The sequence below is a fragment of the Monashia sp. NPDC004114 genome, assembly GCF_053603855.1.
Genome location: NZ_JBSGGK010000010.1, coordinates 176,893 through 197,042, shown reverse-complemented (window position 1 = coordinate 197,042; position 20,150 = coordinate 176,893). Strand labels below are relative to the sequence as shown.

The window sequence follows — 20,150 nt, the reverse complement described above, 5'->3', positions numbered from 1 at the left end:
GGAGGTCGCATGTCCCATCTTGCCTCTCACCTCATCGACGGCTCCTGGGTCGACACCGGAGCGCGTCGCGAGGTGCTCTCCCCCGTCGACGGGTCGGTCATCGGGCACCTGGCCTACGACGGCCCCGAGCTGGCGACCGAGGCAGCGGATGCGGCGGCCTCGGCGTTCCCGGCCTGGTCCGGGCTGACCGCGCGCCAGCGCGCCACCGTGCTGCACGCCGCAGCCGACCTGATCGACTCACGCGGCTCGACCATCGCCCTGCTGCTCGCCCGCGAGAGCGGCAAGCTGCTGTCCGACGCCACCGCCGAGGTGCGGCTCTCGGCAGACTACTTCCGATGGTTCGCCGAGGAGATCCGCCGCCCGCACGGGTCGCTCTACCCGCAGGAGAACCCGCAGGTGCGGCACCTGAGCCTGCATTCGCCCGCCGGCGTCGTCCTCAGCCTGACACCGTGGAACTTCCCGTGCTCCATCCAGGCGCGCAAGCTCGCCCCGGCCCTCGCCGCGGGATGCACCGTCGTCGCCCGGGTGTCCGAGAAGTGCCCCCTCGCCGTGACCGAGATGATCGCCTGTCTCCACGATGCAGGTGTACCGCATGGGGTCATCAACCTCGTGCACGGCCCTGCCGGCGCGACGACGTCCACCCTGCTCGAGCACCCGGCCGTGCGCGTGGTGACGTTCACCGGGTCGACGCCGGTCGGCCGTTCGATCATGGCTCAGGCGGCCGCACGAGTGGTGCGGCCGCTGCTCGAGCTCGGCGGCGACGCACCCTTCATCGTCATGCCGGACGCCGACCTCGATGCCGCCGTCTCGGGGGCGATGCTCGCCAAGTTCCGCAACAACGGCCAGTCGTGCATCGCCGCGAACCGGTTCTTCGTGCACGACGACGTCTTCGACGAGTTCGTCGGGAGGATGGCCAAGCAGGTCGACGCCATGACACTGGGCGACCCGGCAGGCGACCCGGCTCCTGACCTCGGCCCGCTCATCGACGAGGCCCGGGGGGCCGAGGTGTCCGCCATCGTCCAGGACGCGCTCGACCAGGGAGGGCGCCTCGCGACCCAGGACCGGGAGACCCCCGGCGGGTCGTTCTGCGCGCCCGGGCTCGTGGTCGACGCGCCCGACACGTGCCGGCTGGCTCGCGAGGAGGTCTTCGGGCCGGCAGCAGGGGTGTTCCGGTTCACCGACACCGCAGACGTCGTGCGCCGGGCCAACGACACGGAGATGGGCCTCGCGGCATACCTCTACACGCGGGACGTGTCACGCGCGGCGACGCTGACCGCACAGCTGCAGGCGGGCATCATCGGGCTCAACCACGCCCTGCCGACGGCGACCTTCGCGCCGATGGGCGGGGTCAAGCAGTCCGGCCTCGGTCGCGAGGGCGGGGCCTTCGGGCTCGCCGAGTTCCAGGAGGTCACCTACGTCGCGATGGGCGTTGGAGCCCCGTAGCCGCCGCCGGGTGACGTCACTACCCGGGTATGCCGGCCGGTCGCGCTGAGCGGCCGGCCGGCATACGTCGGTGGGTGGGTCAGCCTGCTGTCGCGTCCGCCTCGTGCCGGGCCAGGCGGAGCCAGGTCTCGACGACGGTGTCGGGGTTGAGCGACATCGACTCGATGCCCTGGTCGAGCAGCCACTCCGCGAGGTCGGGGTGGTCGGACGGGCCTTGGCCGCAGATTCCGACGTACTTCCCCCGGGCCCGGCAGGCCGAGATCGCCAGCGACAGCATCTTCTTCACGGCCGGGTCGCGCTCGTCGAACGAGCCGGCGACCAGCGAGGAGTCACGGTCCAGGCCGAGGGTCAGCTGGGTCATGTCGTTGGACCCGATCGAGAAACCGTCGAAGTGGTCGAGGAACTCGTCGGCGTTGACCGCGTTCGAGGGCACCTCGCACATCATCACGACCTGCAGGTCGTTGACGCCACGGGCCAGCCCGTGCGCCGCGAGCAGGTCGATGACGCCGGCGCCCTCGGCAACGGTGCGCACGAACGGGATCATGATCTTGACGTTGGTCAGGCCCATCTCGTCGCGGACGTACTTCAGGGCCTCGCACTCCATCGCGAAGCACTCGGCGAAGTCGGCCGACAGGTATCGGGCGGCGCCGCGGTAGCCGATCATCGGGTTCTCCTCGTGCGGCTCGTACCGCTCCCCACCGAGCAGGCCGGCATACTCGTTGGACTTGAAGTCCGACATCCGCACGATGACCGGCTCGGGCGCGAAAGCCGCCGCGATGGTCGCGACGCCCTCGGCGACGCGCTGGACGAAGAACTCACGCGGGCTCGCGTATGCCGCGATGTGCGCAGCGATCTCGGCCCGGACCGCGGGCTCCTGGTCGTCGAGCTCGAGCAGCGCCCTCGGGTGGATGCCGATCTGGCGGTTGATGATGAACTCGAGCCGAGCCAGGCCCACACCCTTGTTCGGCAGCCGCGAGAACTCGAACGCCTGCTCGGGGGTGCCGACGTTCATCATGATCTTGACCGGCACCTCGGGCAGCTCGTCGAGTGCCGTCTCGCTGACCGTGAACTTGCGCAGCCCGTCGTAGACGAAGCCGGTGTCCCCCTCGGCGCACGACACCGTGACCTCCTGGCCCTCGGCGAGCGACCTCGTCGCTGAGCCGGTGCCCACGACCGCGGGGATGCCGAGCTCGCGGGCGATGATCGCGGCGTGGCAGGTGCGCCCGCCTCGGTTGGTGACGATCGCGCTGGCGCGCTTCATGATCGGCTCCCAGTCGGGGTCGGTCATGTCGGCGACAAGCACCTGGCCGGCCTCGAAGTCGTGCATGGCCTCGATCGAGTCGAGCACCCGCACCGCCCCGGCGCCGATCTTCTGCCCGATGGCCCGCCCTTCGGCGACCACCGGGCCGCGCTCGTCCATCCGGAACCGGCGCATCGTCGACCCGCTCTGCCGCGACTGCACCGTCTCCGGGCGGGCCTGCAGGATGTAGACCTTGCCGTCGACACCGTCCTTGCCCCACTCGATGTCCATCGGACGGCCGTAGTGCTCCTCGATGCGCAGCGCGTGGCGGGCGAGCTCGGTGACGTCGTCGTCGGTGATCGACAGCAGCGCGCGGTCCGGCTCCGGCACCGGGACGAAGTCGATGGTGCGCCCGACGCTCGAGTCGCTCGTGTAGACCATCTTGGTCGCCTTGCCGCCCACCCCGCGCTTGAGGATCGCGGGGCGGCCGGCCCGCAGGGCGGGCTTGTAGACGTAGAACTCGTCGGGGTTCACGGCACCCTGCACGACCGCCTCGCCCAGCCCGTAGCTGCTCGTGATGAACACCGCGTCACGGAACCCGGACTCGGTGTCCATCGTGAACATCACGCCCGAGGCGCCGACGTCCGAGCGCACCATGCGCTGCACGCCCGCCGACAGCGCCACCACCGAGTGGTCGAAGTCGCTGTGCACGCGGTACGCGATGGCGCGGTCGTTGTAGAGCGAGGCGAAGACGAGCTTGATCGCGTGCAGCACGTTGTCGATGCCCCGCACGTTGAGGAACGTCTCCTGCTGCCCGGCGAACGAGGCGTCCGGCAGGTCCTCCGCCGTCGCGCTCGACCGGACGGCGAAGCTGGCGTCAGCCTCGTGCTCACCCGAAAGCGCTTCGTATGCCGCCCTGACGTCCTTCTCGAGGTCGGCCGGGAAGGCCTGCGCCTCCACCTGCGCGCGGATGCTCGCCCCGACCTCGGTCAGCCGGCGAGTGTCATCGACGTCGAGGTCGGCCAGCAGCGCGTTGATCCGGTCGGCGAGGCCGTCCTCAGCCAGGAACCGCCGGTAGGCGTCGGTCGTGGTGGCGAACCCGTCCGGCACCGACACGCCCGCAGCAGACAGGTGCTGCACCATCTCGCCGAGGGAGGCGTTCTTGCCACCCACCAGCTCGACATCGTCCAGTCCGAGGTCGGCGAACCTCATCACGTTCTCGGTCACACTTGGTCCTTCCGTCGTGCGCGCTGCGGGGTCGCGCCTGTCGTGTTCTGTGTGCGATTCGTGCGTGTGGTCGAGCATGCGGGTCGGGCGTGCGGGTCGGGGCTGCGGGCCGGGGCTGCTGCCGGCTCAGCCGACGTCGTCGAGATGCCGAGTCTGCATGATGATCGCCGCGATCTCCTCGACGGACATCGCGGACGAGTTGACGACGGGCACGCGGTGGGCGCGGTACATCGCCTCGGCCCGGCGCAGCTCGTAGCTGCACTGCGCGAGGCTGGCGTACCGCGAGTTCGGGCGGCGCTCGCCGCGCACCTGGCTGAGCCGGGCAGGCGTCGATGACAGCCCGTAGCACTTGGCGGCATACGAACGGACGGGTCGCGGGAGCTCGCTGGACTCGAAGTCCTCCTCGACGAGGGGGTAGTTCGCGACCTTGATGCCGTGCTGCAGGGCGAGGTAGATCGACGTCGGCGTCTTGCCGCACCGGGAGGGCGCGATGAGGATCAGGTCGGCCTTCGCCAGGTTGCGCATGCTCTGCCCGTCGTCGTGCTCCATCGCGAACTCGACGGCGCGCATCCGGGCCTCGTATCGGCCCAGGTCACCGACGCCGTGCAGGGCGCCGACATGCCCGGCGGCGTTGACGTGCAGGACGTGCTCGACGGTCGCCAGGTGCGAGCCGAAGAGGTCGATGAAGGCGCACCGCGTCTTCTGCAGCTCGGCCCGCACGTCCTCGTCGGACACCGTCGAGAACACGAGCGGGGTCACCGAGTCGGTCATCGCGGCGTCGAGCTCGGCCACGACCTCCCGGGCCCGGTCGACGCTCATGATGAACGGGATCTTGCGGCGCAGGAAGGCGACCGTCGGGAACCGCTGCAGCATCATGTTGCCGAGCGTCTCGGCGGAGATGCCCGTTCCCCCGGCCAGGAAGAAGGCCGGCGTTGGCGCGAGCGTCGACGGTGCCACGGCCCCACTGTGGCACAGGCCGGGCCGACCATGACACGATCGGTCAGGTGAGCACGAGTCCCGCCGACGAGCAGCGGCTGCGCGACCTGGCGCTGCTGCGGCGGGTGCGTGACCGGATCGACCGCGAGTACGCCCAGCCGCTGGACGTCGAGGCGCTCGCCCGCGGCGTGCATATCTCCGCGGGCCACCTGAGCCGGCAGTTCCGCCTCGCCTACGGCGAGTCGCCCTACTCCTACCTCATGACCCGCCGCATCGAGCGGGCGATGGCGCTGCTGCGCCGGGGCGACCTCAGTGTGACCGAGGTGTGCTTCGAGGTCGGCTGCTCGTCCCTCGGGACGTTCAGCACCCGCTTCGCCGAGCTGGTCGGTATGTCGCCGAGCACCTACCGCAGCGAGGCGGCGCGCGCGACCGCCGGGATGCCGTCGTGCGTCTCGAAACAGGTCACCAGACCGGTCAGGAATCGAGAAGCGCCGGCCGACTCGCCGAACGTAGCGTGAGCCCCATGGACGTCACCATTCACGCCAGCTTCCTCCCCCACAACGACCCCGACGCCGCCCTCGCCTTCTACCGCGACACCCTCGGGTTCGAGGTCCGCCAGGACGTCGGCTACAAGGGCCTGCGCTGGCTCACCGTCGGCCCGCCCGACCAGCCGGCCACCTCGATCGTGCTGCACCCGCCGGGCGTCGACCCGGGCGTCACCGAGGAGGAGCGCAGCACCATCGTCGAGATGATGGCCAAGGGCACGTATGCCGGCATCCTGCTTGCCACCAGCGACCTCGAGAGCATGTTCGACCGGCTTCAAGCCAGCGACGCAGAGGTCGTGCAGGAGCCGACCGACCAGCCGTACGGCGTGCGCGACTGCGCTGTGCGCGACCCTGCCGGCAACCTGATCCGGATCCAGCAGATCCGCTGACCCGGGCTATGGCACCGGGCCATGCGGCATACCCCGTTCGAGCCGGTCCGGCGTATGCCGGACGGCCGGGTCGCGGCTCAGGCGGGCTTCGCGTCGGCGCGGAGCCTGTCGGCGCCCGGTCCGTCCAGCTGCTCGAGCGCCACGGCGCGCCCGGTGAGGAGGAGAAGGAGGGCGCCGACCGGCCCGCTGACCTCGGGCCCGGTCCCGCGCGCCCACTCGGCGTCCGTCGCGGTGAGGCGGTAGCCGTCGAGGGGAAGCTTGCGGAACACCGACGCCATCCAGGTGCGGCGCGTGTCCCAGGCGCGTGAGGCTGCGACGGCCGTTGCGGGAGTGAGCATCTCGAGGTCGGCACCGAGCGGAATGGCGATGTCCTGACCGTGCACGAGGATGTCGGTCAGGGTCTCGCGGTGCGTGACGAAGGCGTTGTGCCTGCGCGAGCCGATCATGGCCCTGATCCGCCCGACGATCTCGTCCGAGGGCATCTGGGACCGGATCACGGCTGAGTCGTGGATGGTCCGGTTCAGGGTGACCGAGCGAAGCAGACGCGGGTGCCGCGCCGTGAAGGCGGCGACGTCGCGGACCCGCATCTGCTGCAGGGTCAGATGCGCAGCCACGTGGCGGATCGTCCACCCCTCGCAGAGTGAGGGGTGCTGCCACTGTTGCGGCGTCAGCGTCTCGAGGAGGTCGGCCGTGCGCCGGCGCTGGTCGTCGATCGCGGCCCACACCGCAGGTTCGTCGAGCTGCGTTGTCTGGTCGGGGGTCTCGCGCATGTCGGCCTCCTTCAGGTGTAGACGGGCGGGCGCACCCGAGTGCGCTTGAGCTCGAAGAACTCGGGGTAGCCGGCGAGGAGCCGCGCTCCCTCGAAGACCCGGACCGCGTCGTCACCGCGTGGGATGGCGTTGAGGACCGGCCCGTAGAAGGCGACTCCGTCGATGTGGGTCGTGGGCGTGCCGACGTCGCCACCGACGGTAGCTGTCCCCGCCTCGTGGCTCCTGCGCAGCAGCCCGTCGTGCGCCTCGGACTCCATCGCCTCCTCGAGGTCCGCAGGCAGGCCGGTGGCGGCCAGCGCCCCCCGGATCGCCTGGTGGTACTCCTCGCCGCTCGGGTAGCGCCATCGGTCGAAGATCGCCTCGCCGAAAGCGGTGTAGAAGTCGGGCAGCACGCCCTCGCCGAACCGCGCCGCCGCGGCCATCGCGACCCGAGACGGCCCGCGTGAGGTCTCGACGACGTGCCGGTAGCCGGGGCTGATGTCCGTGCGGTGCTCGTTGAGCAGGTAGAGGCTCATGAGGTGGTACCGCACCTCGAGCGGCATACGTCCCGCTACCTCCCTGAGCCAGCGCGACGCCGTCCAGGAGTATGGGCAGACCGGGTCGAACCAGAGATCGACGACGGTGGTTCGATCGCTCATGTCGCACACATCGCTCATGTCGCACGCATCGCTCGTGTCGCTCATGGCTGCCTCCCCCGGCTAAGATAGTTCGATGTTAGGACCAATATAGTTCGAAGATAGGACTACTTCAAGGGGGTTCGGTGACGAGGCAGCTACCTGTAGCGCTGCTCATGTTCATCGCCGCGCGCGACATGGAGAACCACGTGCAGGAGGCGATGCGCCGGGCGGGAGTCACCGACATCACGCTCGCCCAGAGCCGGATCGCTGCACGAATCGGCCCGCGGGGCACACGGCTGTCGGATCTCGCCGAGCAGGCGCAGGTGTCGAAGCAGACCGCCACGGCGCTCGTCGACCGGCTCGAGCAGGCCGGATACGTCGAGCGCGTCCCTGACCCGCTCGACGGGCGAGCCCGCCTCGTGCGCTTCTCCGCGAAGGGCGAGTCGTTCCTGCCGGTCGCGCGCGCCGAGGAGGAGCGGGTCGAGCGGGAGTGGGAGCGCCACCTCGGGACCCGTCGGATGCGCGAGCTGCGCGAGGCGTTGACCCTGTTGCGCGAGATCACCGACCCGTACCAGAACCCGGACACCTGAGGTCCGCGAAAACCCTTACGGCGCGGGGTGACTCGCCAGCCAGTTCTGCGCACGCCTTGCGGAGGCGCGGGACAGCCAGGCGTCCTCGACGAGCTCGATGATCTCTGACCTGGTGGTCTCATGCAGCCGGCTGCCACGCACGAGCACGGACGGGTGCCCGTCGAAGTGGCTGGTGGTGAAGTAGGGCGTCGACCGGTCCTGCACGAGCGCCTGCTTGTCGGCCTCGTCGGGCACCCAGATGACGATGACGTCGTCCCACCGTTCGCCCGTGTCGGGGTCGAAGGCATCGGGTCGCGGGGTGCGGAAGAAGACGAACGACTTCCCGCCGACCTGGTAGACGAGGTTGCCCTTCTTGCCCTCGATCACCTTGACGAACGGCATCCGCCGAGCGGCGTCATGCACGTCCTCGGAACGACCGGGTCGGTCGCGAGCCATCCCCCAAACCTAGTCGCCTGGACGACGTGTCGAACGGGCCACTCGACCGTCACCTGCCGGTCAGCCATTGCCGGTCGGTCCACTACCGGTCGGTGCGCACGCGCGGGTCAGCCGAAGCGCTCGAGGAGGACGCCATGGCGCAGCCCGCGGTCACTCACCGTGAAGGAGTCCACGCCGAGCTTGGCCAGGACGGTGCGCACGATGCACGTGCCGGCAAGGATGATGTCCGCGCGCTGCGGCTGCAGGCCCACGACCTCGCGCCGCCCGGCGGCGTCGCGGCTGCGGTAGAGCTCGATCTGCCGGTCGATCTCGGCGCGGTCGAGCACGGTGCCCTGCACCACCTCGGGGTCGTAGTGGGCGAGCCCGTGCTTGACCGCCGCGAGGTTCGTGACGGCACCGCCCATGGCGACGAGCGCGTCGGGCGCGGGCCGTCCGTCGAGCCGCGAGAGGTCGGCCGCGATCGCGTCGAGGGCCTCGTTGAGCACATCGGGTGTGACGGCGCCCGCCAGGCCGTAGCGCTCCGTGAACCGCACCGCGCCGACGTCGACGCTGAAGCGCTCGTCGATCTGGTCCCCGTGCCCGAAGGTGAACTGCGAGCTGCCGCCACCGGTGTCGAAGACCACCCGGGACCCTGGTGCCGCACCGATGCCCGACTGCGCACCCAGGTACGCGAGCCGGCTCTCCTCGTCGCCCGAGATGACCTCGACCGTCACGCCACAGCGATCGCGGACGGCTGTGATGAAGTCCGCGCTGTTCGGGGCGATCCGCAGACCGGCGGTCCCGACCGCGGCGATGTGTCCGGCCCCGACGGCGCGTGCCTGCTCGGCCATGCCGGCGACGGCATCCACCGTTCGCGCCATCGGCTCGGGGTTGAGCCGGCCCGTCTCCTGCAGGCCGTCGCCGAGTCGCGTCGTCTCCGCGCGGTCCACGACGGTGCGCCATGCGCCGTCCGCCCCACGCTCGCCGATGTGGAACTTCACCGAGTTCGTGCCCACGTCGATGACGGCATACCGCTCGGTGCCGAAACGGACGAGCCGCCTCAGGCCACTGGCGAAGCTGACGTTCGGCCGCAACGGCAGACCGAGGTCGCGCACGGCGGCGACGACTCGCTCGGCGTCCTCCGACTCGATGGCTATGGTGCGCGTGGAGGCCTCCCCCGCACGCACCTCGGTCACCTCCGAGATACAGCCGCCGATGGTGTATCGCACGCGCCTCTTGTGCACCTCGACCGCGATGAGGTCGGAGCTCGGGACCACCACCTCGTCCATCAGGTCGGCAAGGGTGTACGTGGTGCGAAGGTTGGACGCCGCGGACGAAATGCCAAGCGCCGCAAGCATTTCCTTCACGTCGGCCGTTGTCATGGGGAAGGCCGCCTTCATGACGGGGACCCACTGCTCGAGACCGTCGGCATTCACCTGCACGAGGTGCTTGACGTCCATCAGGTCGTCACGGACCTTGACGGCGTCCGTGCCGGTCGAGGACAGCAGGTAGATCTCGTCGCTCTCCTGCACGCGGTCGGGCGTGAGCGAGTCGATGCGCGCCTCGGCGGCCCCGAAGCGCTCGCCGAAGCACCGCCACTCCCAGCGGGGGATGATCACGGCCACTGTCTGACCACCTTCGTCGTCGTACGCGTCGCGAGACGAGCGTATTGTGCGTCAGCCATCCCGCGAGGCAACACACCCGGATGGAGCCGGCGCTCTGCGCCGGAGCGGCAGCTCGCCCCGGTTGCAACCGTGCGGAGATGCGGGTTTCCGGGTGTGTCGCCGGGTTCGCCGAACGACCCCGGGTGTGTTGCCTCGGGACTGGCCGGGTGTGTTGCCGGTCAGCCGCCGCCACTCATGACGTTCCTGCCATCGGACAGGACCGGCGAGATGAGCCCGAACACGTTGCCGTCAGGGTCCAGCAGGTAGCCGACACGTCCGATGCCCTCCATGTCCGCGAGGGGAAGCGCCTCGATGCCGCCGAGGTCCAGCCCCTTCTTGAACACGTCGTCGACGTTGCCGTCCACCCCGATCACGATGTCGCACCCCGTGACGGGTGCTCCGGGCTCCGGTGCCGGGCCCTGGCGCTGGGTCAGCCCGCCGTTGATGCCGCTGCCGGGCTCGTTCATCTTCATGGAGCCCTCGCCGGTGTCGATGGACCAGTACGGCATGTCTCCGAACTGACTGAAGGTCCAGCCGAGCAGCTGGCCGTAGAAGTCGATGAGCCGCTGCGGCTCTGATGCGTGGATCTCGAAATGCACGACGAGGTTCGCCATGTCTCCTCCCTTTCATCAGTCCACATCACGCTACGCCGACACCGTCTCGCCCTCTACGGGCCGCCGCGTCCCTTCAGTGCTCGTCAGGATCACCAGCTGCTGGGTCGCCCGGGTCATGGAGACGTAGCGGTCGACCGCCCCTTCGATGCCGGTGCCGAACGACTCAGGGTCGACCAGCACGACCAGGTCGAACTCCAGCCCCTTGGCCAGCTCCGGACTCAGCGAACGCACTCGTGATGTCCCGGCGAACGTGGGATCGCCTATGACACAAGCGACTCCCTCTCCATGCGTGGCGAGCCAGGCGTCGAGGAGCTGGTCCCGATCCGCGGTCGAGGCGTGCACCACGGGGGCTCCGGCGTCGCGGATCGAGGTCGGCACATTGGCGTCCGGGATGGCTGCACGGATCACCGGCTCGGCCTCGGCCATCACCTCCGTGGGCGTCCGGTAGTTGATGGTCAGCGACGCGAGCGTGTGGCGGTCGAGGCCGACCTGATCGAGGCGCTCCTGCCAGGTCTCGGTGAAGCCGTGCCGCGCCTGGGCGCGGTCGCCGACGATGGTGACGCTCCGTGACGGGCACCGGAGCAGCAGCATCTGCCACTCGGCATCGGTGAGCTCCTGGGCCTCGTCCACGACGATGTGGGCGAACGGCCCTGTCAGCCGGTCGAGCTCGCCGTTGTCGAGTCCCGACTCGTCGACCAGAGCGTCCGCGAGGTCCTGCCCGCGCAGCATCGACATCACGTGCATCTCCGAGTCGTCGGACGCGATGAGGTCGTCCACCACCCGCGCCATCTGCTCGCGCTCGGCCGACACGACAGCGTCGCGACGGGCCTTGCGCCCGGAGGCCTCTGCGTCGCCGAGCCGCTGACGCGCGGCGTCGATCAGCGGCAGGTCGGACACCGTCCACGCCTGCACGTCGGCGCGCTGAAGCATGCGGACCTCCTCGACGCTCAGCCACGGGGCGCAGCGGCGCAGGTAGGCCGGCACCGACCACAGGTCGCCGACGAGGTCGGTCGCCTCGAGCGTTGGCCACGCCTGGTTGAGCGCGGTCACCAGCTCCCGGTTCTGCCGCAACGAGGCGCGCATCCGCTCCGGCGTACGGTCTTCGCGGTCCTCGTCAAGGTCCTCGTCAAGGTCCTCGTCAAGGTCCTCGTCATGGTCCTCGTCAAGGTCCTCGTCATCGAACTCGTCGTCGTGCCTGTCGGCGATGATCGAGACGAGCTCGTCCCAGATCTGGTCGCGTGCCTCGTTGTGCGGGGTGCCCGGTTCCACGGCCCGGAAGGCCTGCGCCCAGTCGTCGGCGCCGAGCCACACGTGCGCCCAGGGCGTCTCGACGGTCATCCCTTCGGTGGGCGGCTCCTCGCAGAGCAGCACAGCCGGCTCGATCGCCGTCACCATCGCGGCCGACGACTTCAGGCGCGCGACCTCCGGGTCCGTCTCGGCGCTCGCGGTCGCCCCCTCCGGGACGAGGTCGCGCAGCGTGCAGGTCAGAACGCCTTCCTCACCGAGGCTGGGCAGGACGTCGGACACGTAGGCGAGGTACGGCTCGTGCGGGCCGACGAAGAGGACGCCGCCGCGCCGGTGTCCCAGGCGCGGGTCGGAGTAGAGCAGGTATGCCGTCCGGTGCAGTGCGACGACCGTCTTGCCGGTGCCGGGCCCTCCGTCCACGACGAGCGGGCCGCGCGAGCCCGCCCGGATGATGGCGTCCTGGTCGGCCTGGATCGTGCTCAGCACGTCGCGCATCCGGGACGTGCGAGACCCGCCGAGGCTGGCGATGAAGGCGGACTGGTCATCGAGTGCGGCGTGGTGGTCCACCCCGTCCGGGGCGAACACCTCGTCCCAGAAGTCGTTGACCCGTCCACGGGCCCAGCGGTACCGGCGACGGCTCGTCAGGCCCATCGGGTTGGCGTGGGTCGCGCCGAAGAACGGCTCCGCGGCCGGAGCGCGCCAGTCCACGAGGAGCTGGCGTCCCGCGCTGTCCTTGAGCCCGAGGCGTCCGATGTAGACGGGGTCCGGGTCGTCGGCCGTGACCAGGCGCCCGAGACAGAGGTCGAGCCCGAACCGGCGCAGGGTGCGCAGGCGTGCGGTCAGCCGGTGAACCTCCTGGTCGCGGTCCAAGGCCTGTTGCCCCGCTCCGCCGGGTGCTCGGCGCGCGGCATCGAGACGCTCGGACAGGTCGGTGATGGTGCGCTCGAGGCTGTCGGCGACGGCGGCGAACTGCCGCTCGTCGGCCGCGATGAGCGCCGGGTCCGCCTTGGCGGCGAGGTGGTCGGGAAGGTCGAAGGCGCTGGTGGTCAAGGGGGTCACGTCATCGGCTCCGTTCGCGTGGCCGCTGGATCTGGCCTCGGCCGGCAATTCTCCGACGGCGAGGGGGCCTTGCCGCAAGACCCCCTGTGCGTTATACGTTGAAAGTGGAGAGGCACGGACCTCTCCATCTCCGTGTCGTGGCCACGCCCCTTGAGGGGCCGCTCTCAGTGCCCGCTGACGTTCTCGAGCACCACCGCAAGCCCCTGTCCGACGCCGATGCAGATGCAGGCGACGCCCCAGCGCTCGCCGGTGCGCTGCAGGTCACGGGCCAGCGTGCCGAGGATGCGGCCGCCGGAGGCACCGAGCGGGTGGCCGATCGCGATCGCGCCGCCGTGCCGGTTGACGATCTCGGCATCGATCTGCCAGGCGTCGAGGCACGCCAGGGACTGCGCGGCGAAGGCCTCGTTCAGCTCGACCGCAGACACGTCCGCCCACGTGATGCCCGCACGGGCGAGAGCCTGGTTGGCCGCGTCGACGGGGGCGTAGCCGAAGTACTGCGGCTCGAGCGCGCTCGACCCGCGCCCCGCGATCCGCGCGAGCGGGTCCAGGCCGATGTCGTCGCGGGCACCCTCGCTGCCGAGCAGGACCGCGGACGCGCCGTCGTTGAGGGGCGAGGCGTTGCCCGCGGTCACCGTGCCTCCCTCCTTGCGGAAGGAGGTCTTCAGCCCGGCCAGCCGCTCGGCGGTTGTGCCCGGGCGGATCGACTCGTCACGGGCCAGGTCAACACCCGGCACCGACACGACCAGGTCCTCGTACCAGCCCTGCGTCCACGCCTCGTCGGCGAGCCGGTGCGAGCGCTCGGCGAAGGCGTCCTGCCGGTCGCGGGTGATGCCGTACTTCTCCCGCAGCTGCTCGGTCGCCTCCCCCAGCGAGACGGTCCACTCCGACGGCATCGCCGGGTTGACCAGCCGCCAACCCAACGTCGTCGACACTAGCGCGAGATCGCCTGCGGGATAAGGCTTCTCGGTCTTCGGCAGGACCCACGGCGCGCGGCTCATCGACTCGACCCCACCGGTCACGACGATGTCAGCGTCGCCCGTCTCGATCGAGCGCGAGGCCACCATCGCGGCGTCCAGGCTCGACCCGCACAGCCGGTTCACCGTCGAGCCGGGCACGCTCGTCGGCAGCCCAGCCAGGAGCGTCGCCATGCGGGCCACGTTGCGGTTCTCCTCCCCCGCGCCGTTGGCGTTGCCGAGCACGACCTCGTCGACCCGCGCCCCGAAGCCGTTGCCCGCCAGCCCCGGCGCCCGGCTCACCAGCTGCTTGACCACATGGGCCGCGAGGTCGTCCGGCCGGGTGCCGGCCAGCGCGCCACCGAACCGGCCGAACGGGGTCCGCACCGCGTCATAGACGAAGGCTGCGGTTGTCATGGGCGGTCTCCTTCGATTCGCCGCGCGCGCTCAGACGCGGATCCGGGCACTGGTCGGGTCGTACATCGGCCGCAGCGACACCTCGGCCGGGTGGCGGACCCCCGCGATGTCGACCTCCCACGCACCGCTCGACAGCCAGTCCGGTGTCACCGGCTCGCCGCCGCCCTCGACCATGGCCAGCCCGACGGCCGAGCCGAGGGTCCACCCGTAGGAGCCGGCCCTCACGTAGCCGACCGGCCTCCCGTCGCGCAGCACGATCTCAGCGTGGAAGAGGAGGGGCTCCGGATCCAGCACGCGCACCTGGACCAGGCGACGCGGCATACCGCCCGCGGCAGCGTTCGCGGTCTTGCGCGCCAGGACTGCGTCGCGACCGACGAACGCCGTCGGCTTGTCCAGCGCCAACGCGAAGCCCAGCCCCGCCTCCAGCGGGCAGTCCGTGTTGTCGATGTCGTGGCCGAAGTCGCGGTAGGCCTTCTCCATCCGCAGCGACGCGAGTGCCTTGAGCCCCACCGGTCGCAGGTCGTATGCCGCGCCGGCCGACTGGAGGGCGTCGTACACTCCCAGCGCCTCCCGCGCGGGGATGTACAGCTCATACCCGAGCTCGCCGAGGTAGGTGATCCGCGCGAGCAGCAGCCGCACGCCCCCAAGCTCGACCCAGCCGGCGCTGCGGAAGCCGAATGCCTCGGTGGACAGGTCGGCGTCCGTGAGACCCGACAGGACGTCCCGCGAGCGCGGGCCCTGGACGTTGAGCTGGGCGAGCTCGGCCGTCACGTCGGTGACCGAGACGGACGGCTCGGCGAACCGGTGCAGCCGCGCACGGACGTGACCGTGCGCCGTGTCGGAAGCCACGACGAAGAAGTCGTCGTGATCGAGCTTCGTCACGGTCAGGTCGGCCTCGATCCGGCCGTCGTCGTTGAGCCACTGGGTGTACGTGATGACGCCGGGCTCGCCGTCGACGGCACCGGCCGAGAGCCGGTCGAGCGTCGCGCCGGCCCCGGGACCGCGGACCCGGAACTTCGCCATGAACGACATGTCCATCAGGCCGACGGACTCGCGGACCGTGCGGTGCTCCTGCTCCCACTGCTCGAACCACGGCGCGTGCCCCCAGGTCGGCTCGGCCTCGGGGCTGCGGCCCGCCCCGGCGAACCAGTCAGCGCCCTCCCAGCCCGATACCTCGCGCAGGTAACCGCCCTGCTTGACGAGCCGCTCGTGCACTGGCGACAGCAGGCGGTCGCGCGCGGTGCGCAGCTGCTTGCCCGGGGTGTGGGCGGCATACACCGTGCCGAGGATCTCGGTGGTGCGCGAGGCGCGGTACGCCGGCTCGAGCTGGTCTGCGCGGAAGCGGTCGACGTTGAAGCCGGTGACGTCGACGTCCGGCTCGCCGGTCGTGATCCAGTGGGCGAGCACGCGACCCAGACCACCGGCCGACAGCACGCCGACGGAGTTCATCCCGGCGGCGACGAAGTAGCCGCGGATCCCCGGCGCCTCGCCGACCGCGGGCGCGAGGTCCGGCGTGAAGGACTCCGGCCCGCAGAAGAACGTGCGGACGCCGACCTCCATGGTGACGGGCACGCGGGCCATCGCCTTCTCGAGGAACGGCGCCATCCGGTCCCAGTCGGGCGGCAGCGTGCCGAACGAGAAGTCGGTGGGGATTCCGCCGACCTTCCAGGCGGCCGCCTCGGGCTCGAAGAGCCCGACCATCATGCCGCCGCCCTCCTCGCGGTAGTAGCCGTAGGAGGACGGGTCCTCGAAGATCGGGGCGTTCGGGTCGATCCCCTCGATCGTGTCGGTGATGAGGTAGTAGTGCTCGGCCGCCTGGTTGGGGATCACGAGCCCGTTCTGCTCGCCCAACTGGCGGGCCCACATCCCTGTGCAGTTCACGACGTACTCGCACTCGATCGTCTGCCCGGCCGCCCTGACCCCGGTGACGGCATCGCGCACGGTCAGTACGTCGCTCACGGCCACGCCCTCGATGACCCGGACGCCGAGGGCGCGCGCCCCCTTCGCCAGCGACATCGTCAGGTCGACCGGGTTCACCCGGCCGTCTCCGGGCACGAGGAAGCCGGCCAGCAGGTCATCCGTGCGCGCCCACGGAAAGCGGTCGGCGATCTCCCCGGGCGAGATCTCGTGGATCTCGAGCCCGAGGTGCCGCTGGAAGGCGGCGACCCGTCGGTACTCCTCCAGCCGGTCCCGGTCGGCGGCGGCCTCGATCATGCCCACCGGGCGGAAACCCGTCGCCTGTCCCGTCTCCGCCTCGAGCCGCGCGTACAGGTCGCGGGAGTAGAGCCGGATCGCGGTGCTCGTCTCCGAGGTCGACCCGAAGCAGGTCATCAGGCCGGCCGCGTGCCACGTCGTGCCGGAGGTCAGGCGGTCGCGCTCGAGCACGACGACGTCCGTCCAACCGGCATGGGCGAGGTGGTAGGCCACGGACGTGCCGATGACCCCGCCACCGATGACGACGACCCGCGCCCGTGCGGGCAGTTCAACAGTCACCCGCACAACCTAGCCCCGGGCCCCGCGTCACCACCCGTCACCCGGTCGATCCAGCGCATGCACCGGGGCCCTTGGAGGCCCTCGGCGCGTTCCGAGCTGACCACGCGACTGGGATCTGTGGTCGGAGGCAAACACCAACATTGAGGTTCACAGGGTGGTAACGGCTGGTGAACAGTTCGTCGAATCTCGTTGTCCTACAGGCGACTTCGGGATTCCGGGCCGCCGTCGCGGCCTAGGCTGTATTCGGCTGTCATTCGCCCCGGCCGGGTGCGCTCGGCCGGATGAGGAGGACTTCGTGAGACCGATCGGCGCGGGCTTTGCTGTCGCCGTTGCGCTGGGGCTCGTCGCGGTCGGGCAGGGTGCCCCTCAGGCACGAGCGGACGACGGCAGCGGGGTCATCACGGTCACGGTGCCGGCCGTCCCATACTCCGGAATCGCCGACACCTTCGTCGTCGGGCCATTGACCAGCCGCCTGCACGTGCTCGCGAACGATACCGGCCGGCCCGACCCGGCGTCCGTGCGGCTGGTGTCCCCGAAGGGGGCGGTGTCGCGGCTGGACGCGTCCGGCATCGGCACCCTGACGCTCGGTCCTGAGGGCACCATCGACCTCGTTCCCGACAAGCGCCAGGCGCCGTCGGCGAGCACGTTCCGCTACCGCGCCCGCTCCACGAACGGTGCCACCCAGGACGTGACGGTCACGGTGCGGCGGCATACCCAGGTGCTGTCTGCGGTGGATGACCAGGTCACGCTGCGTGGGGACGTGCCGCCCGAGGTCGTCATCGACCAGGCCGCCAACGACACGCTGCTCGTGCCCGGCGCCGTGACGTCCTGCCCGCCGACCTTGAGCACAGGGTCACCGGAGCCGCTCGCGACACCGGTCGACGTGCAGCCCGAGCCGACCCGGCCGGACCCGCTCACGTGCCCCGAGCCCGAGACGGTGACGACCTCGCTCGGAGACTGGTCGGTGCGCGACGGAAAGGTCGTGTTCGCGCCGGCGCCCGGGTTCCACGGCAAGGCCACGATCCGATACGCCCAGCGGACCGACCTGCCGACGTCGCAGGCGACCGCGACGATCACGGTCCAGGTCGCGGCGCCGCCAGCGGGGGCTGGGTCCTCGGGATCCGCCGACGGCGGCAGCTCGTCGCCCGGTTCGGCAGGCGACGGCTCGGGCGGCCCGACGAACGGCGGGTCCGGCGGCACAGGAAGCAGCCCGGGGGGCACGAGCCCCACCGGCGGGTCGGGCGTCGCCGGTGGGGCTGGCGCGTCGGGCAGCCCGGGGGGATCCGGCGGTCTGCCGCAGACGACTCTCGGGCGCTGGCTGAGCGGCACGATCTCGAGCCCCGGCTGGTGGCTGCTCTGGCCGATCCTCCCGGCCGCCGTCGTCGCAGGCCTCCACGTCGGCCTGGTGCGCCGACGCCGCACCGCCCTCGACCCCACACCCCTCCAGCCCCAGGTCGAGTGAGCGCCCCGTCCCACCAGCCCCACGCCACCCTCACAGTCGAGTGGGCGCTTGGTCACTCCAGCCCCACGCCAGCCCCCGGTCGAGTGGGCGCTCGGTCTCTCCAGCCCCACGCGCCACGTGACGGGAGTGACAGGTCGCCCACTCGACCAGATGGAACGTGGGCGTTGGGCCGCCCGGCGCGAAACGCCCCCGACGACATGTGACCCCGGCGCGACAACAGCCCCGGTCGAGTGGGCGCTTGGTCACTCCAGCCCCACGCGTCACGTGACAGGAGTGACCAGGCGCCCACTCGACCTGATGGGAACGGGAGCGGGCCTGGTCACTCCGGGCCCGCGGGTCACGTGACGGGAGTGACAGGGCGCTCACTCAGCCGTGGGGGTGGGTGACCGGCGGGTTGCGGAGCGACGACGGGGGGTTGAATCCCTTGCAGGTCAGCCAGATTCAGCGCCTCCCGACACCAGCGGCCGCCTAGGGTCGGGTCGTGAGACCTCGCTTCACCCACCGACCCGCGCTGCTGGTGGCCGCATCCGCAACCTGGGCCGCGTTGAGCCTCGCGTCCTGCGCCGGGCCGGGCACGCCGCAGACAGCGGACCGCACGACGCTCTCGACACAACAGACGGCACCGCCCACAGCGGCGGGCCAGCGGACGACACCGGGCCCGACGGCATACGCGGGGAACGTGACGCCACCGGCGACCGTGTCGACCACGTCCGTCGACAAGGACCGTGCGGTGGACTTCCTGCTGACCTGGGTCGACGTGCTCAACTACGGCTTCGCCACCGGCGACGCTGACCCGTTGCGGCGTTCGACCGCGATGGGCTGTTACACGTGCGCGAACTGGATCATCGACGTGCAGACCCAGCGTGACAAGCAGCTGACCCGCGACGGAGGGCGGGTGCGCATCGACAGCGCCGTGTTCAGGGGCACCACCGACGGGCTCTTCTTCTTCCGCGCGTCGCTGACCCAGGACGCCGGTAGCCTCAGCGACGGGCGCGGAAAGATCGTCCCGATCCCCGCGAGCGGGCCCGAGGTCGTTGACCTCGCCGTGGGGATCTCGACCTCCAGCGTTACCGGTGCGAAGTCGTGGACCATGAAGTCCATCGAGGCACCGAGCCGCTGACGCCTTCCGCGTCAGCGCCGCTCAGCCGAACTGGCCGGCGACGTAGGACAGGGTGCGCGGGTCGCGCGGGTCCTCGAAGACCTGCTTCGTCTCTCCCTGCTCGACGATGGCGCCCGGAACGCCTTGCTCCGCAAGGAAGAATGCCGTCCGGTGGGACACGCGTGCTGCCTGCTGCATGTTGTGCGTGACGATGACGACCGTGATCTCCGAGACCAGCTCCCCGATCGTCTCCTCGATCCGGCGGGTCGAGGTGGGATCGAGGGCAGAGCACGGCTCGTCCATGAGCAGCACACGCGGCCTCACCGCGATCGACCGGGCGATGCAAAGGCGCTGCTGCTGGCCGCCGGAAAGCGCACCTCCGGGCGATCGAAGCCGGTCGCGGACCTCCTTCCAGAGGCCGGCCTTGACCAGGCTCTCCTCGATGAGGTCGTCCTTCTCGTCGCGGCTCGCCTTGGTGCCGGTCAGCCGGAGCCCGGCCAGGACGTTGTCGTAGATGGACATCGCGGGGAAGGGGTTGGGCTTCTGGAAAACCATCCCGATGTGCCGGCGGGCCTCGGTGAGGCGCTTGCGTTCGGAGTAGATATCGTCGCCGTCGAGGAGCACCTCACCGGCCATCGAGGCGGACGGCACCATCTCGTGCATCCGGTTGAGGATCCGCAGGAAGGTCGACTTCCCGCAGCCGGACGGGCCGATGAGCGCGGTGACCCGGTTGGCCGGCATGAGCAGGCTCACCCGGTCGAGGACCTTGTGCTCGCCGAACCACGCCGACACGTTGCGGGCGTCCAGCTGGCCCTGGCTGGGCAGTCCTCCGACGGGAGTCATGGGCTGCGTCGGCTGGCTCGATCCCGGGCCGGGGAGCGCTGCCGCGGGCCCGCGAGGCCCTGAGATCGAGGAGACGGCAACGATCCCGGCGGTTTCGGGCGCAGTTGCGCCTGCCGCGGTGTCGGGCACA

The 20,150-nt window shown here is 70.7% G+C and carries 17 protein-coding genes; 6 read left to right on the top strand and 11 right to left on the bottom strand.

Annotated elements, in window-relative coordinates; all coding sequences use genetic code 11:
- Positions 1-9: 9 nt before the first annotated feature.
- Positions 10-1,443 carry an NAD-dependent succinate-semialdehyde dehydrogenase gene (locus ACWEOW_RS14790; protein ID WP_452269969.1) on the top strand — a complete coding sequence of 478 codons (1,434 nt, stop codon included), beginning with the start codon at positions 10-12 and terminating at the stop codon, positions 1,441-1,443.
- A gap of 79 nt (positions 1,444-1,522) precedes the next feature.
- Here the strand turns inward: ACWEOW_RS14790 and ppsA are convergent, their stop codons facing one another.
- Together ppsA and ACWEOW_RS14780 are read right to left on the bottom strand one after the other, a co-directional pair.
- Positions 1,523-3,895 carry a phosphoenolpyruvate synthase gene (ppsA, locus tag ACWEOW_RS14785; protein ID WP_452269987.1) on the bottom strand — a complete coding sequence of 791 codons (2,373 nt, stop codon included), beginning with the start codon at positions 3,893-3,895 and terminating at the stop codon, positions 1,523-1,525.
- A gap of 141 nt (positions 3,896-4,036) precedes the next feature.
- Positions 4,037-4,867, bottom strand: coding sequence for a pyruvate, water dikinase regulatory protein (locus ACWEOW_RS14780; RefSeq protein ID WP_452269968.1), 831 nt, complete (start codon positions 4,865-4,867; stop codon positions 4,037-4,039).
- A 47-nt stretch (positions 4,868-4,914) separates the two neighbouring features.
- On the opposite strand from ACWEOW_RS14780, the gene ACWEOW_RS14775 reads away from it, so the two are divergent.
- Together ACWEOW_RS14775 and ACWEOW_RS14770 are read left to right on the top strand one after the other, a co-directional pair.
- Positions 4,915-5,364 carry a helix-turn-helix transcriptional regulator gene (locus ACWEOW_RS14775; RefSeq protein ID WP_452269967.1) on the top strand — a complete coding sequence of 150 codons (450 nt, stop codon included), beginning with the start codon at positions 4,915-4,917 and terminating at the stop codon, positions 5,362-5,364.
- Between the two features lie 5 nt (positions 5,365-5,369).
- Positions 5,370-5,780 (top strand): VOC family protein, encoded by a 411-nt coding sequence (locus ACWEOW_RS14770; RefSeq protein WP_452269966.1) that lies wholly within the window; start codon positions 5,370-5,372, stop codon positions 5,778-5,780.
- Between the two features lie 77 nt (positions 5,781-5,857).
- On the opposite strand, the gene ACWEOW_RS14765 is transcribed toward ACWEOW_RS14770, so the two are convergent.
- The gene (locus ACWEOW_RS14765; protein WP_452269965.1) at positions 5,858-6,550 is read right to left on the bottom strand and encodes a maleylpyruvate isomerase family mycothiol-dependent enzyme; all 693 of its coding nucleotides are present in this window, start codon (positions 6,548-6,550) and stop codon (positions 5,858-5,860) included.
- Positions 6,551-6,561: 11 nt separating this feature from the next.
- Positions 6,562-7,188: a mycothiol-dependent nitroreductase Rv2466c family protein gene (locus ACWEOW_RS14760; protein WP_452269964.1), complete on the bottom strand. Its 627-nt coding sequence runs from the start codon at positions 7,186-7,188 to the stop codon at positions 6,562-6,564.
- A gap of 122 nt (positions 7,189-7,310) precedes the next feature.
- Between ACWEOW_RS14760 and ACWEOW_RS14755 the strand changes: the two genes are divergently transcribed.
- Positions 7,311-7,757: a MarR family winged helix-turn-helix transcriptional regulator gene (locus ACWEOW_RS14755; RefSeq protein WP_452269963.1), complete on the top strand. Its 447-nt coding sequence runs from the start codon at positions 7,311-7,313 to the stop codon at positions 7,755-7,757.
- A gap of 15 nt (positions 7,758-7,772) precedes the next feature.
- Here the strand turns inward: ACWEOW_RS14755 and ACWEOW_RS14750 are convergent, their stop codons facing one another.
- From ACWEOW_RS14750 to ACWEOW_RS14725, 6 genes are all read right to left on the bottom strand, one after another.
- Positions 7,773-8,192, bottom strand: a complete 420-nt coding sequence (locus tag ACWEOW_RS14750) for an MmcQ/YjbR family DNA-binding protein (protein WP_452269962.1) — start codon at positions 8,190-8,192, stop codon at positions 7,773-7,775.
- 107 nt (positions 8,193-8,299) lie between these two features.
- On the bottom strand, positions 8,300-9,796 hold the full coding sequence (locus ACWEOW_RS14745) for a Ppx/GppA phosphatase family protein (RefSeq protein WP_452269961.1): 1,497 nt from the start codon (positions 9,794-9,796) through the stop codon (positions 8,300-8,302).
- A gap of 218 nt (positions 9,797-10,014) precedes the next feature.
- Positions 10,015-10,449, bottom strand: coding sequence for a VOC family protein (locus ACWEOW_RS14740; protein ID WP_452269960.1), 435 nt, complete (start codon positions 10,447-10,449; stop codon positions 10,015-10,017).
- 30 nt (positions 10,450-10,479) lie between these two features.
- Positions 10,480-12,753 (bottom strand): RNA polymerase recycling motor ATPase HelR, encoded by a 2,274-nt coding sequence (helR, locus tag ACWEOW_RS14735; RefSeq protein WP_452269959.1) that lies wholly within the window; start codon positions 12,751-12,753, stop codon positions 10,480-10,482.
- Positions 12,754-12,917: 164 nt separating this feature from the next.
- The gene (locus ACWEOW_RS14730; RefSeq protein WP_452269958.1) at positions 12,918-14,123 is read right to left on the bottom strand and encodes a thiolase family protein; all 1,206 of its coding nucleotides are present in this window, start codon (positions 14,121-14,123) and stop codon (positions 12,918-12,920) included.
- A 30-nt stretch (positions 14,124-14,153) separates the two neighbouring features.
- Positions 14,154-16,616: an FAD-dependent oxidoreductase gene (locus ACWEOW_RS14725; protein WP_452269957.1), complete on the bottom strand. Its 2,463-nt coding sequence runs from the start codon at positions 16,614-16,616 to the stop codon at positions 14,154-14,156.
- Between the two features lie 295 nt (positions 16,617-16,911).
- Here ACWEOW_RS14725 and ACWEOW_RS14720 point away from each other — a divergent pair, with 295 nt between their 5' ends.
- Positions 16,912-18,078 carry an Ig-like domain-containing protein gene (locus tag ACWEOW_RS14720; RefSeq protein ID WP_452269956.1) on the top strand — a complete coding sequence of 389 codons (1,167 nt, stop codon included), beginning with the start codon at positions 16,912-16,914 and terminating at the stop codon, positions 18,076-18,078.
- A gap of 481 nt (positions 18,079-18,559) precedes the next feature.
- Positions 18,560-19,198, top strand: coding sequence for a DUF6318 family protein (locus ACWEOW_RS14715; protein WP_452269955.1), 639 nt, complete (start codon positions 18,560-18,562; stop codon positions 19,196-19,198).
- 21 nt (positions 19,199-19,219) lie between these two features.
- Here the strand turns inward: ACWEOW_RS14715 and ACWEOW_RS14710 are convergent, their stop codons facing one another.
- Positions 19,220-20,020, bottom strand: a complete 801-nt coding sequence (locus ACWEOW_RS14710) for a phosphate ABC transporter ATP-binding protein (protein WP_452269986.1) — start codon at positions 20,018-20,020, stop codon at positions 19,220-19,222.
- Positions 20,021-20,150 lie beyond the last annotated feature (130 nt).